We start from the raw sequence: 14143 nt of genomic DNA on the forward strand, positions 1-14143 counted from the left end.
TAACGTAAGTTGGCAGTGCCCACTTGCGTTTAGTGGGGTGAGGTTGGCGCTGCGTTGGCGTAAGGGGGCTGAGCCCACACCCGCAGGGCCTGCACCGCGCGGTGCCAACTCCCAATGCTTTCCTGAATACCGGGGCGGGTGGCCTTGGGGCTAAACGAGGTGTCGGACTGGCCTAGGGCTTGTAATTCCTCCTCGCTTTGCCAGTAGCCCACCGCCAGCCCAGCCAGGTAGGCGGCTCCAAGCGCCGTGGTTTCGGTAATGCGCGGGCGGATAACTTTTGTATCGAGCACATCGGCCTGAAACTGCATGAGTAGGTTGTTGGCCGAAGCGCCACCATCCACGCGCAGCTCCGCAATGGGCAGGCCCGAGTCGGCCTTCATGGCATCGAGCACATCCATGGTCTGGAAGGCAATTGATTCTACCGCGGCCCGCGCAATGTGCGCCGCCGTGGTGGCCCGACTCATCCCGAAGATAGTAGCCCGGGCGTACGGGTCCCAGTAAGGAGCCCCCAAGCCCGCAAACGCCGGCACGAAGTACACCCCTTCACTGCTGCTGACCTGCTTGGCTAGCTGCTCTACCTCGGCTGAGGTTTTGATGATGCCCAGGTTGTCGCGCAGCCATTGCACCACGGCCCCCGCCATAAAAATGCTTCCTTCTAGGGCATACTCTACTTGCCCGTTGCGTTGCCAAGCCACCGTAGTGAGCAGGTTGTTGCGCGAGGCTTTAGGTGTTGGGCCTGTGTTCATCAGCATGAAGCAGCCGGTGCCATAGGTGTTTTTTACCATGCCGGGGCGCGTGCACAACTGCCCGAACAGCGCCGCCTGCTGGTCGCCGGCAATGCCCGCAATCGGGATTTTGGAGGCGAAGACGGTGGTTTTGGTTTCGCCGTATACCTCGCTCGATTGCCGCACCTCGGGCAGCATGCTTCTCGGAATGTCGAACAGGCCTAGCAGCTCCTCGTCCCACTGCAGCGTGTGGATATTAAAGAGCATGGTGCGGGAGGCATTCGTAACGTCCGTGACGTGCAGCTCGCCCTGGGTGAAATTCCAGATCAGCCAGCTATCCACGGTGCCGAAGGCCAGCTCACCAGCGGCGGCCTTGCGGCGGGCCCCACGCACGTTATCCAGTATCCACTTCACCTTGCTCGCCGAGAAGTAGGCATCGAGCAATAGGCCAGTCTTACTTCGGATTAGATCTTCGCGGCCTGCGGCGCGTAGCTGGTCGCAATACTCGGCGGTACGGCGGTCTTGCCACACAATGGCGTTGTAGATGGGCTTGCCGGTTTTGCGATTCCAGACCACCGCTGTCTCGCGCTGGTTGGTGATGCCGATGGCGGCAATACTCTTGCCGTTCTTGCCCGCCTTCACCGTCGCCTCCGCCGCCACCCCCGCCTGCGTCGACCAGATTTCCAGCGGATCATGCTCTACCCAGCCCGGCTTAGGAAAAATCTGGGTGAACTCCTTCTGCGCCTGAGCCACTATCCGGCCTTTCTTGTCAAACAGAATAGCTCGAGAACTGGTCGTGCCCTGGTCAAGTGCAAGGATGTACTGCGGCATAGGAAGTAGGGTAGAGGTGAGGTAGGAACGGATAATAGGTAAATAGAAAGGGAACGGGCTACTATCTACTAATAAAGCCCGTCATGCTGAGCTTGTCGAAGCATCTCTACCGCTTCGTTGTCAGGCCAGTAGTTAGCCAGAGGTAGAGATGCTTCGACAAGCTCAGCATGACGTCCTGTTAAAGCCGTTCTAGGCCAGTTAACTAGACGTAGTTTTTACTGTCGCTGGTTTGTCCGTCAACACGTACTGCTGGGCCAACGCCGTAAATGCCTCTACTTGCTCTAGCTGCCACTGCTGGTCTTTACCTAGTTCCTGGGCAAGCAGGGCTGCCACCGTTGGAGCTATGCGGAGAGCGGCGCGGGCATCCAGGAACAGTACCCGTACCCGGCGGGCCAGCACGTCTTCTACGGTGCGGGCCATTTCATAGCGGGCGGCCCACACCACTTCGGCCTGCAGGAACTCCAGGTTCTCGTCCAGCTTCTGGCCTAGTGTGGGGTGCGCGGCAATGAGCTGCTGCAGGGCCGGTAGGTCGGAGCCGTACATGTAGAGGTGGCTGCTGCGGTCGGGGGTGGGCTGGGCGCCGTGGATGGACAGGTGGGCCGTTTGGCTGGGAGCCAGGGGAAGTTTGCCGAGGGCAATGGCCCGGTCTACCGTGTCTTGGGCCATGCGGCGGTAGGTGGTCCATTTGCCACCCGTGATGGTGATAAGGCCAGCGGGCGAAACGAGAATTTTATGGCTGCGCGAAATTTCCTTGGTTTGCCCCGAGCCACCTTGCGGAGCCGCCAGGGGCCGCAGCCCCGCAAAGATGCTCAGGGCATCGGAGCGCTGGGGCGCACGGGTTAGGTACTGGGCGGCGGTACGCAGGATGAAGTCGATTTCTTGCTCCAAGGCCTGGGGCTCGAGGCTGTGCTCATCCAGCGGAGTATCAGTGGTGCCTAGCACTACGCGGCCGTGCCACGGCACGGCAAACAGCACCCGACCATCCTCGGTCTTGGGAATCATCAGGGCATCGTCGCCGGGCAGAAACGACTTATCTACTACAATGTGCACGCCCTGGCTGGGGCGCACCAGCTTGCGGGCGCCGGGCTGGTCTAGCTGCAAAATATCATCTACAAACACGCCGGTGGCATTTACTACAGCTTTGGCCTGCAGTTCGTGGGTAATGCCGGTTTCTGCATCGGTGGCCGCCACGCCCACCACCTGGCCTAGCGCATCTTTCAGTAGCCCGTGTACCCCAAAGTGGTTCAGTAACACGGCGCCCTGCTTAATAGCGGTTTGGGCTAGATTGATAGCTAGTCGGGCGTCGTCAAACTGTCCATCGTGGTAGAGCACACCGCCGCGCAGGCCCATTGGCTTGATGTTACCCAGGCGGTGTACGGTTTCGTCCTTACTCAGGTGTACCGAGGTACCCAAGCTTAGCTCGCCGGCCAGTAGATCGTACAGCTTCAGCCCAATGGTGTAGAACGGCCCGCCCCACCAACTGTAGTTCGGGATGATGAAGTCTTGGTTCTTGACGAGGTGAGGCGCATTTTTCAGGAGTAGGCCGCGCTCATACAGGGCTTCACGCACTAGGCCTACGTCGCCCTGTGCGAGGTACCGCACCCCGCCATGCACCAGTTTGGTGCTGCGGCTGCTGGTGCCCTTGGCAAAATCGGTCTGCTCCAGCAACAAGGTTTTGTAGCCCCGACTAGCGCCATCGAGGGCGATGCCTAGGCCAGTAGCGCCGCCCCCAATCACGAGCAGGTCCCAGATGGGTTGGGCGCTGAGCTGCTGCACTAAGTGCTCGCGCTGGAAAAGAAGTTCGGATGGAGTATATGACATAAGGGCGGTGGCAAACCTGATTTGGTGGCCTAGGCCACTCTCTACCTCAACGGATTGCCGCGGAAATGGATAATTTCAGCCGTTTTCAGTAGTCATTCAGCTCGCTCATGCACACACAACCCTTGCTATTTCGGGAGGCCCAGGTAGCCGATATTCCTCAGATGAGCACCGTGAGACTCTCGGTGCAGGAAAACCGCTTGTCGGATCCGGCTCGGGTTACAGCGCAGGATTATCTCGAGTACCTCACTCAGCGCGGCAAAGGCTGGGTGTGCGAAGCTGAGGGAATCATCGTTGGCTTCGGCATTGCGGATGTAGTAGGCCACAGCATTTGGGCCCTGTTTGTGCAGCCGGAGTTTGCTGGCCTAGGCATTGGCAAACGGCTGCATGAGTTGATGCTACAGTGGTACTTTGCCAAACCTCCGAAACCATCTGGCTCAGCACAGCCCCCAGCACCCGCGCCGAAGAATTCTACTGCCGCCAAGGCTGGCAAGACACCGGCCGGACCAAAAGCGGAGAAATACGCTTTGAAATGACAGCAGAGAAGTGGAAGAAGTAGCTATGAGTATATAATTCCAACTCTTATCGATAGTCAAGATGTCTGTAGACAAGATTTCCGGCCTAGATGATTGGAATTTAGAGGGGCTACCGAAGGATGCCTTAGTAGATGCTTCTATTCATTTTGCTTACCCGCCAATTGAGGAGCTTAAGGCTCTACAACCTACCCAACGGGTGAAACGAGTAAATGAACTTATGCAGCTGAATATTCAAGCGGTAGTGGCCCAGTGTCAGCCTGTGACGTACTCGCCGTCGCCTTCTAAGCACAGGCCCCGAGGTATGAAGTGTTGTTTGCCACTTAGTAAGCTTGAGGACTTACGTAGCATGGAGCAGGTTACGTGGGCAACTATAACTGGCGTTGCAGGAGGCAAGAAGATAGTGCGCCGTAAGAGAAAAGCGCAGCAATTTTTCTGTGTGAGAATGACAGCTGCTATTCAAATAGAGGATGTGAGTGACGGCCTACAGAGTTACGAGGACCGGTTTGTTCTCATCAAAGCCTACTCGAGTGAGGATGCTTACAACAGAGTACAGGCAGCAAGCTCACAGTATGCCGAACCTTATCTGAATGAAGCTGGCTACTTAGTGAGGTGGAAGGTAGAAAGCTTAGATGACTGCTATGTAACAGGTATCACTACGCTTTCAGATTTTACTAATCCAGCAGGTGTAGAGGTGTTTTCTGTTATCCAAAGGCGCCGAATAACACCTGAAAGGGTTTGGGACGGAAAAACGGAATAAGGCTACCAGCATGAGCAACGGTACTTCTACATCCATTACGCGGCTAAGCCTCCAAAGAATAATAGTAAGTAGCTGGCTTTTGTTGAGCTTGCTACTTGCACTGCCCGCCCTTGCCCAGCCCAGCTTTACTGTAGTGCCGCTAGGGGTGAAGGGTGGGCTACAGGAAAGCAACCTCTCGGCTTACCTAGTAGCGCCGACGGGCAGCAGCTCTTACGTTTGCCTCGATGCGGGAACCGTGTACAGCGGAGTAGAAAAAGCCATCAGCAACAAGGTGTTTTTCGCTCCGGCCGGCGAGGTAGTACGCACCCAAATAAAAGCCTACCTCATTTCCCACGCCCATCTCGACCACGTCTCGGGCCTGCTGCTAGGTGCCCCCGATGATACACCCAAGAGCATCTACGGCCTCCCGAGCTGCCTCAGTACCATCCAGAATGATTACTTCAACTGGCGGGCCTGGCCCAACTTCGGCAGCGGCGGCAACCCGCCGGCCCTACAGAAATATCAGCTGCGCGAGCTAGTAACCCGGCAAGAAACGCCCATTGAAAACACCGCTATGCGGGTGCAGGCCTTTGCGCTCAGCCACGGCAAGCCCTACCAAAGCGCGGCGTTTCTGGTGCGTAGCGGCAGCAGCTACCTGCTCTACCTCGGCGACACCGGAGCCGATGCCGTTGAGCAAAGCCAGAACCTGCGCGTGGTATGGCAGGCCATGGCACCACTGATTAAGGCACACCAGCTCAAGGCTATTTTCATCGAAGCCTCCTATCCGAATACCCAGCCGGAGAAACAACTGTTCGGCCACCTCACCCCGGCGCTACTCCTACAAGAAATGGGGGCGCTAGGCCAGTTAACCAGTCCGGCGGCTATGCGCGGGTTGCCCGTCGTCATTACTCACCTCAAGCCCTCACCCGGCAACGAGGCCCTAATCAAAAAGCAACTGACGGAGGCGAATAAGCTGCAATTAAAACTGGTGTTCCCAGAGCAAGGCAAGCGACTAGAATTTTGAAGTGGCTTAGAAACCGTTGAAGCTTGAAAAATTTAATTAGGCCATCATGTCGAGCTTGCCGAGACATGACGGGCTGGTTAACTACTTGACGCAGTTCTCTAGTAGCTTAATAGCATGTATCTACCCACCCTCCGCAAAGCAGCTCTCAGCTACAGACTGTTGCTCCTGCTGTTTCTATCCGCAACGACAGCCTACGCCCAGAACCAGCCGCCAAAGCGAGAACCCTTCGTGCTAGGCCACATTGACCGTATCAAGTCGGTGCAACTGAACGAGGAGCGGGTACTCAACATCTATCTGCCGGATGGGTACGACGCCGACCCCAAGGTGAAGTACCCCGTGATATACTTGCTGGATGGGTCGGCTGATGAAGATTTCATCCACATTGTAGGGCTGGTTCAGTACCTCACATTTCCCTGGATTGATGCGCTGCCCAAGTCCATTGTAGTGGGCATTGCCACGGTGGACAGAAGGCGCGACTTCACCTTCCCGACCCACAATGCCAAGGATCTGAAAGACTACCCAACCACTGGGAAGTCGGCAGCCTTTATGGGCTTTATTGAGAAGGACCTACAGCCCTACGTGGAAAAGACGTACCGTACCAACGGCCAGAAAACCATCATTGGCCAATCGTTGGGCGGCTTGTTTGCCCTGGAGGTGCTGTTGAAGAAGCCCACGCTGTTCAACACCTACGTCATTGCCAGTCCCAGCCTGTGGTGGGACGATGAATCGTTGGGTAAGCAGGCCCCAATGCTGCTGAAGCAATCCTCCACTGCTGCGCCCACCAACGTCTTTGTGGCCCTCGGCAACGAAGGCCCGGAGATGAAGAAAGCAACGGAGGGCATGGTGAGCTTACTGCGCGCTACGCCTGCCAGAGTCGGCCGCATTGATTACGTTCCGTTCCCGGAGGAAACGCACGCTACTATACTGCACCGAGCGGTGTATAAGGCGTTCCAAACCTTATATAAGAAGCCGAAATAAAGGTGCGGCATTAGGTAACACACAACCATAAGCGGGCAACACTGGCCTAGCAGGCATGGAAAGCAACAGCGTACCTTTCCTATTCCATTCCTGCCCCCTTTATGAAACGACTTTCCTTTTTGGTGCTGGCTGGTTTACTGGGTGCCGCTGCTCAAGCCCAGACCGTCCACTCGCCCAATAACAAGCTCACCCTTCGCTTTCAGCTCAGCCCCAGCGGCGAGCCAACCTACCAACTTCAGTTTGGCGCTAGGCCAGTGCTGAAGCCGAGCCGCCTGGGTATGCTCCTGCAGGGCCAACCGTCGCTGGACAAAGGCCTGACCATTTCCCGCATTGACTCCAGCCAGCACGAAGATACCTGGCAGCCGGTGTGGGGCGAGGTGAAAAACATCCGGAACCGCTACAAAGAGCTGGCCGTGACCCTGCAGCAACCCGCTAACAACGGCCGCCGCGTAGTGGTGCGCTTCCGCCTCTACGATGATGGCCTAGGCTTCCGCTACGAGTTTCCCCAGCAGCCCGGCCTCACGTACTTCGTGGTGCAGGAAGAGAAAACCGAGTTCAACCTGCCCGCCAACCACAAGGCTTTCTGGATTCCGGGCGACTACGACTCCAACGAGTACGTCTATAGCCAGACGCGCCTGAGCGAGGTGAATACCACACCCATTGAGCCTATTCAGTTAAAGGCAGCTCCTCAGCGCATCCAAACGCCGCTCATGCTTAAGTCGGATGACGGGCTGTACGTGAACATCCATGAGGCGGCGCTGGTGAACTATCCGGCCATGATGCTGAACGTGGACACCAAAAGCTTCGGGCTGAGCAGCCAACTAGTGCCTTCCGCTACCGGTGCCGCAGCCTACCTGCAAGCCCCCGAACACACACCCTGGCGCACTATCATCGTCAGCGACAAAGCCCCCGAGGTACTGGCCAGCAAGCTCATCCTCAACCTCAACGAGCCCACTGCCTTCGCCACCACCCATTGGATTAAGCCCCAGAAATTTGTGGGCGTGTGGTGGGAGATGCACGTGAACAAAGCCAGTTGGAACTACGCCGACACCAGCAACATCAAGCTGGCTGGCACCGACTGGAGCAAGCTGAAATCCAACGGCCACCACGGCGCCAACACCGCCAACGTGAAGCGCTACATCGACTTTGCCGCCAAGCATGGCCTAGCTAGTGTTCTGGTAGAAGGCTGGAACGTGGGCTGGGAAGATTGGGCCAATAACTGGAAGGAAGAGGTGTTCGACTTCGTGACGCCCTACCCCGATTTCAACGTGCCGGAGCTGCAGGCCTACGCCGCCGGCAAGGGCGTGAAGCTGATGATGCACCACGAAACCAGCTCCTCGGTCACCAATTATGAGCGCCGCCAGGATGCCGCCTACCGCTTCATGAAGCAGTACGGCTACGACGCCGTAAAAACCGGCTACGTGGGCCGCATCATCCCACGCGGGGAGCATCACGACGGCCAGTGGATGGTAAACCACTACAACCGCACCGCCCAGAAAACCGGCGAAAACCAGATCATGGTGGACATGCACGAGTCCGTCCGCCCGACTGGCCTACACCGCACCTACCCCAACTGGCTGGCCTCGGAAGCGGCCCGCGGCAACGAGTTTAACGCCTGGAGCACCGGCAACCCGCCCGAGCACGAAACCATTCTGCCCTTCACCCGCCTCATGGGCGGCCCCATGGACTACACGCCCGGTATCTTCCAGATCAAGCTGGAAGGCTGGAACCCGGAGCGCAACCAGGGCAAGCAGGTGCACACCACGCTAGCCAAGCAGCTGGCCCTCTACGTGACCATGTACAGCCCCGTACAGATGGCCGCCGACCTGCCCGAGGCCTACGAGCAGCGCCCCGACGCTTTCCAGTTTATCAAAGACGTAGCAGTAGACTGGGACGACACGCGCATTCTGTTGGCTGAGCCCGGCGACTATATCACCACCGCCCGCAAAGCCAAAGGCAAAGAGGAGTGGTACCTGGGTTCCATCACCGATGAAAACGCCCGTACCCAAACCGTCAAGCTCGACTTCCTGACGCCCGGGACCAAGTACGAGGCCACTATCTACGCCGACGGCAAAGGCGCTTCCTGGGACAAGAATCCCCAGGCCTACCAAATCCGCAAGCAGAAAGTAGATAGCAAAACCACGCTCAAGCTGCAGCTAGCTCCCGGCGGCGGCGCGGCCGTGAGCATCAAGCCTATTAAGTAATTTTAGGGGTTGCCGTCGTCGGCAAGCTTTAGTTGTATTCCCACTTTATCAATTCCATAGCGTGTATTTTTTCAGAAACGCTCTTAATAAAAGCCGGGCGGCCGCCCTTACCATCGCGCTGCTTGCCAGCTGTAAGTCGGATGGCTCCTCTGACCCAACGCCTGCGCCAGCTGCTGCTAAGCCCACGCAGTACGGTACCCCCTTCGCGGGTGTGCCCAACCGCGAGGACGCCGTGATTTACCAGGTGAACATGCGCGCCTTCAGCCAGGCCGGCAACTTGGCCGGCGTCACGGCCCGGCTCGATTCCATTAAGGCACTAGGGGCCAATGTGGTATATCTGATGCCTATTTACCCCATTGGATTGGTGAAGGCAGTGAACTCGCCCTACGCCGTGAAGGATTATCTGGCCGTGAGCCCCGAGTTTGGCTCCCTCGCCGACTTGCGGGCTTTGGTAGATGGGGCCCACAGCCGGGGCCTGAGCGTGATGCTGGATTGGGTGGCCAACCACACTAGCTGGGACAACGCTTGGATTAATCAGCACCCGGAGTGGTACCTGCGCAGCGGAGCCGGCGTTATCCAGAGCCCGCCCAACACCAATTATACCGATGTGGCCCAGCTGAACTTCGACAGTGCCCCCATGCGCCTAGCCATGATTGACGCCATGAAGTCGTGGGTGTACACGGCCAACGTGGACGGGTTCCGCTTCGACTACGCCGATGGGCCGCCGGTGAACTTCTGGAAGCAAGCCGTAGACTCGTTGCGCAACATCAAGACCCACAAGCTGCTGCTGATGGCCGAGGGTGCCCGCAACGCCAACTTCACGGCCGGCTTCGACTACAACTTTGGCTCGGAGTTTTACGGTGGCTTCTGGGATGTGTACCGCCGGAGTAAGCCAGCCACCACCCTGAATGGCCTGAACAGCAAAGAATACGCGGGTGCTAACGGTACCCAGCAAGTAGTACGCTTCACCACCAACCACGACGTCAATGGCTCCGACGGTACGCCCGAGTATCTATTCGGAGGTGAGGCCGGGGCTATGTCAGCTTTCGTAATTGCCTCCCTTTACAAAGGCGTACCCATGATTTATAACGGCCAGGAAGCGGGCATGACCACGGCTATTCCGTTCCCATTTACTTCCGTGAAAATCAGCTGGGGCGCCAAGCCCGGCGTAACGAAGGCCTACAAGCAGTTGCTGGCGGCTAGGGCCAGCAGCCCCGCCCTTCAGCACGGCACCACCACCGACTACAACACGCCCGATGTGTGCGCCTTCACGAAAACCGCTGGCAACGAGCAGGTATTGGTGTTGGTAAATGTGCGCGGCAGCGCCACCCAGTACAACGTGCCACAGGCCCTATCTAACACCACCTGGACGGATGCACTGCAAGGCGGCTCCGTGACGCTAGGCAGCCGCACGACGCTGCCTGCCTACGGTTACCGGGTGTTGAAGAAATAGCCAAACCACTCGGCGTTCTTTTGAAAGCGCAGCAAAAGCCAAGTGCCCCGACCTACTGGCCGGGGCACTTGGCTTTTGCGCTATCTAGGCCACTACTGGCCCGGTGAATACGTCCGCTCGGTGTGCTGCTTCACGTCTTCGGGATAGAAGAGTACGTCCTTGAAGTTCTCCTCCGCGTAAAGCGCGGCTTGGTCGGTGAAGTGAGGGGAGGAGGGCTGGTTGCTGTTGCCGCCGGCTAGCACGGAGCGGGCCTTTACGCGGGGGCCAAACTCTACTACCGCAATAAAGCTGTTGCCCACATAGCCGTAGCGTTTCTTGGTGCCGGGGAAGGTTCGGGAGCCGAAGGCCGCTAATGACCCCCAAGCCGAGGAGGTGAAGGCCACCGGTAGGCTGGGCTTCTGGTCGTCGTAGGTTTCCTGAATATTGCCGGTGAGGCGCTGGAAGCGGTTAATATCGCCCCAGGGCTTATTCCAGGCGCCGAATTCGCGGGTAAGCTCATCCAGGGTTTCCTGCAAGGCCGCTGCTTTCTCCTGGGGCGTGGTATTGGCAATGGTAAACTTGACGAGGCTGATGTAGTCGAGCACTTGGCCAGCGGGCACGCGGGGGCGGGCCAGGCGCAAAATTCGCTCGCCCCAGTACGTGGCCAGTGTCTGGCCTACCGACGTTTTGCTGTAGCGCTTGTCCCAGGCCTGCAGCACTTTCATGGCGTCTACCACTTCGCCTTGGGGTGGATTGGAGCTATCCAGCACAAACTGAAAATCCTTGGCCAGCGCGGGCAACAGCTCCTCAAATCCTGCTAAGTAAGGGTCTTTGGCGGCGGCAATCAGCGTGTCGAGCGTGAAGACTGGCCTACGGCTGAGCACTCGCACGGCGTTGATGCCGCGGTAGTTTTCCGCGTCGGGCGCCATGTAGGCGGGGTAGTTGGCTTTGCTGGGGCTGCTCGGGCCCGATACCGTGTAGGGCGTGGAGTTGCAGTTCTGAATAAAGCCGCTGGCGGGGTTTTTCACCTGCACAATTTCTTCGGGCTTATGCAGGCCCTTCCAGTCGGTTTTGGGGTTGCTGCCATCCACTGGCTGGCTCCAGTCGAATTGCGGGTCGCGTCGGGGCATGAAGTTGCCATGCCAGTAGGCAATGGTGCCCTTGCTGTCGGCAAACACAGTGTTGTTGGAAGCGTTGCCGTTGAGCTTAAGCGTCTTCTGGAAGCTGGCATAATCGGTGGCTTTGGTGCGCAGGTACGATTGTTCCAGCGCCTCCAGGGGCGTGTCCATCATGCGCACCGTTACCCATTTATCATCTGCCTGCTGGCCTACCACCGGCCCGTGGTGGGTGCGGTAGGTGGTGAACTCTTTGCGCACCAGCTTGCCGCCCTGCAGGTACGGAATCGAGACGGTGGTTACCTGCACGGGGCGCAGCTTCTGGCCGTAGCGGTAGTAGTACTTGCCGTCCTTCTTCTCAATGGTTTCCAGGTACTCATCCATCGAGTCGGCCTGGCTGGAGGTATGCATCCAGCCACAGTGCTCATTGAAGCCCTGGTACACGAAAAACTGCCCCCACGTCACGGCGCCGTAGGCGTTCAGGCCAGCCTGGCTGGTTACCTGCACCTCGGGGCGGAAGTAGAAGGAGGTGTGGGGGTTGATGAGCAGCAGGGCGTGGCCGCTGGCACTTTTGGCCGGCGCAATGGCAAACCCATTAGAGCCCACCGGTTCCCGCTCAGCCTTCTCAAAGTCGGGCCGCTGCCACGAGGTAGACTTGCGGTTGGCGTAGAAGTTCTTCAGCCGCTCCAGGGGCACCACGCTAATGTTGCCGCCAATGCTGCCCTCGCTGAACATGAGCGGCATCCAGGGCTGAAAGCGGCGCAGCAGCCGAGGCTTCACCGTGGGGTGGGTGTGGAGGTAATAATTAGTGCCGTCGGCGAAGGCGTTCAGCAGTTGCTTCATCCAGGCGGGACTCTTCTTGTATAGGCTGATGGCCTGGGTGCTGTCCATGAACAGGCGGGCCCGCAGGTCGTGGTAGATGGCCGATTCGCCTTCCACTTCCGCCAGCCGCCCGATGGCGTCGAGGTAGTTGGTTTCCACCCGCGGGAAGTCATCTTCGCATTGGGCGTAGAGCAGGCCAAACACGGCATCAGCGTCAGTTTTGCCCTGTACGTGGGGTACGCCCCAGGTGTCGCGGGTAATGGTTACCTGTTTGGCTTGCTGCTGCCAGCGGGCAATTTCTGCCGGAGTGAAGGCCTGAGCTTGTGCGCCGGCTGCCACGAGCAACAGGCCTAGGGAAAGTACGCAACGCATTCGGAACGGAGATAGGGTAGGGGGTGTCGGGCGGCGCAAGGCGCGAAGTCTGGAAGGTGGCCTAGCGGGTGCTTCCGGTTTTTCGCCTCGGCCCACTTGGCACTAGACTTAGGTAGCCGTTGGTTCGGCTGAGACGCTAACTTACCGCCAATATCTTCCATCCGGTTAATACAGCAAAGCATCATGGTTGAAGTAACGAAAAACGGCGACAACGTACTGTTTCAGGTGAAGGGCTTGCACAAGCTGTGGGCTTTTAAAAGTCAGTTACAAATTCCCGCAAACCATATTAAGAGCATCCGGCAAGACCCCGAGGTGCTGAAAGGATGGTGGAAAGGGTTTCGGGCCCCCGGCACGCACATTCCCGGCCTTATTGCGGCCGGTACTTTCTTACAGCAGGATAAGCGCATCTTCTGGGACGTGCACCATGCCGAAAACGCGCTCATTATAGAGCTGGAGCACGATGAGTACGATGAGCTAATTATTGAAGTAGAAAATCCGGCGGCCGTAATAGAGCTGCTACACCTGACCAGTGTCTAGGCCACTCCGCGTCTCAAATTGAGATAGTGTAGGACTTAGCCTGCCCCTAAGGGCAAGCAGAGGTATCGTGCCTCAAGCTGGAGTGTCCTATTTTGAGTTATGCTTGAATTTTTGTTATAATATTTGTAACTATTTTGCTTTAACAAGGCGAAATAGGCAAACGAATATGCAGGTTCTAGAACGCAACAATGTGCGTGTAGTAGGGCATGGCCCCCAGAAAATGGTATTCGTGAATGGCTTTGGTTGTGATCAAAGCATCTGGCGCTATATCATTCCGGCCTTCTCCGACCCAGAAGAATTCACACTTGTACTCTACGACCACGTTGGGGCCGGGCAGTCAGTAACAGCTGCGTATGAGCCGAGTAAGTATGCTTCACTGCAAGGGTACGCGCAGGACCTCATCGAAATCTGCGAATACTTAAACATGGACAGTGCGGTTTTGGTAGGGCACTCAGTGGGCAGCATGATTGGGATGCTGGCGGCCATTGCCAAGCCTGAACTGTTCAAGCAGGTACTTATGCTCTGTCCTTCGCCTTGCTACGTCAATCAGGCTGGCTACCACGGCGGTTTCGAGCGGGCTGACATCGAGTCTATGCTCAAGTTCATGGAAACAGACTACGTGGGCTGGGCCGACACATTCGGGCCGTTTATTATGGGCAACCCCGACCGTCCCTCCTTGGCGGCGGAGCTTACGCACAGCTTCTGCCAGACCAACCCCGCTATTGCCCGGCAGTTTGCTCGAGTTACCTTCTTGTCCGACAACCGGATAGATGTCATGCACTTACAGCAGCCTTGCTTGGTGGTGCAGTGCGAAGAAGATCTAATTGCGCCGCTGGAAGTAGGTGATTACCTCGAAGGAGCTATTCCTGATGCTTCCTTGGTTACGCTGCCAGTGGCCGGGCACTGCCCGCAGCTAAGCGCGCCTGCACAAACGCTTTCAGCCATGGAGCTATTTCTGGCGGCCTAGGCCTACAGAGGTTGCAAAACAACAAAGGCCTGCCCCGTAATAGGGC

At 57.6% G+C, this 14143-nt stretch carries 11 protein-coding genes; 8 read left to right on the forward strand and 3 right to left on the reverse strand.

The window, feature by feature from the left end; genetic code table 11:
- Nucleotides 1–29: 29 nt before the first annotated feature.
- Both glpK and EU556_RS09520 read right to left on the reverse strand, forming a co-directional pair.
- Complete coding sequence (gene glpK / locus EU556_RS09515; protein WP_135433558.1) at nt 30–1556, reverse strand: glycerol kinase GlpK; 1527 nt, start codon at nt 1554–1556, stop codon at nt 30–32.
- A gap of 198 nt (nt 1557–1754) precedes the next feature.
- Nucleotides 1755–3377: a glycerol-3-phosphate dehydrogenase/oxidase gene (locus EU556_RS09520; protein ID WP_135433560.1), complete on the reverse strand. Its 1623-nt coding sequence runs from the start codon at nt 3375–3377 to the stop codon at nt 1755–1757.
- Between the two features lie 107 nt (nt 3378–3484).
- On the opposite strand from EU556_RS09520, the gene EU556_RS09525 reads away from it, so the two are divergent.
- The 6 genes from EU556_RS09525 (at nt 3485) to EU556_RS09550 (ending at nt 10305) form a co-directional block, all read left to right on the forward strand.
- Nucleotides 3485–3910, forward strand: a complete 426-nt coding sequence (locus EU556_RS09525) for a GNAT family N-acetyltransferase (protein ID WP_245327548.1) — start codon at nt 3485–3487, stop codon at nt 3908–3910.
- 61 nt (nt 3911–3971) lie between these two features.
- Nucleotides 3972–4667, forward strand: coding sequence for a DUF4288 domain-containing protein (locus EU556_RS09530; RefSeq protein ID WP_135433562.1), 696 nt, complete (start codon nt 3972–3974; stop codon nt 4665–4667).
- An 88-nt stretch (nt 4668–4755) separates the two neighbouring features.
- Nucleotides 4756–5670, forward strand: a complete 915-nt coding sequence (locus EU556_RS09535; RefSeq protein WP_245327550.1) for an MBL fold metallo-hydrolase — start codon at nt 4756–4758, stop codon at nt 5668–5670.
- Nucleotides 5671–5784: 114 nt separating this feature from the next.
- Nucleotides 5785–6648 carry an alpha/beta hydrolase gene (locus EU556_RS09540; protein ID WP_135433565.1) on the forward strand — a complete coding sequence of 288 codons (864 nt, stop codon included), beginning with the start codon at nt 5785–5787 and terminating at the stop codon, nt 6646–6648.
- A 101-nt stretch (nt 6649–6749) separates the two neighbouring features.
- Nucleotides 6750–8852 carry a glycoside hydrolase family 97 protein gene (locus tag EU556_RS09545; protein WP_135433567.1) on the forward strand — a complete coding sequence of 701 codons (2103 nt, stop codon included), beginning with the start codon at nt 6750–6752 and terminating at the stop codon, nt 8850–8852.
- 61 nt (nt 8853–8913) lie between these two features.
- Nucleotides 8914–10305 (forward strand): alpha-amylase family glycosyl hydrolase, encoded by a 1392-nt coding sequence (locus EU556_RS09550; RefSeq protein ID WP_245327554.1) that lies wholly within the window; start codon nt 8914–8916, stop codon nt 10303–10305.
- Nucleotides 10306–10397: 92 nt separating this feature from the next.
- Here EU556_RS09550 and EU556_RS09555 read toward each other — a convergent pair whose 3' ends face one another.
- Nucleotides 10398–12593 carry a penicillin acylase family protein gene (locus EU556_RS09555; protein ID WP_135433569.1) on the reverse strand — a complete coding sequence of 732 codons (2196 nt, stop codon included), beginning with the start codon at nt 12591–12593 and terminating at the stop codon, nt 10398–10400.
- Between the two features lie 183 nt (nt 12594–12776).
- Here EU556_RS09555 and EU556_RS09560 point away from each other — a divergent pair, with 183 nt between their 5' ends.
- Both EU556_RS09560 and EU556_RS09565 read left to right on the forward strand, forming a co-directional pair.
- Nucleotides 12777–13130: a hypothetical protein gene (locus EU556_RS09560; protein ID WP_135433571.1), complete on the forward strand. Its 354-nt coding sequence runs from the start codon at nt 12777–12779 to the stop codon at nt 13128–13130.
- A 166-nt stretch (nt 13131–13296) separates the two neighbouring features.
- Nucleotides 13297–14097 (forward strand): alpha/beta fold hydrolase, encoded by an 801-nt coding sequence (locus EU556_RS09565; RefSeq protein WP_135433573.1) that lies wholly within the window; start codon nt 13297–13299, stop codon nt 14095–14097.
- Nucleotides 14098–14143 lie beyond the last annotated feature (46 nt).

Source organism: Hymenobacter fodinae (genome assembly GCF_004745825.1).
Lineage (GTDB): Bacteria > Bacteroidota > Bacteroidia > Cytophagales > Hymenobacteraceae > Hymenobacter > Hymenobacter fodinae.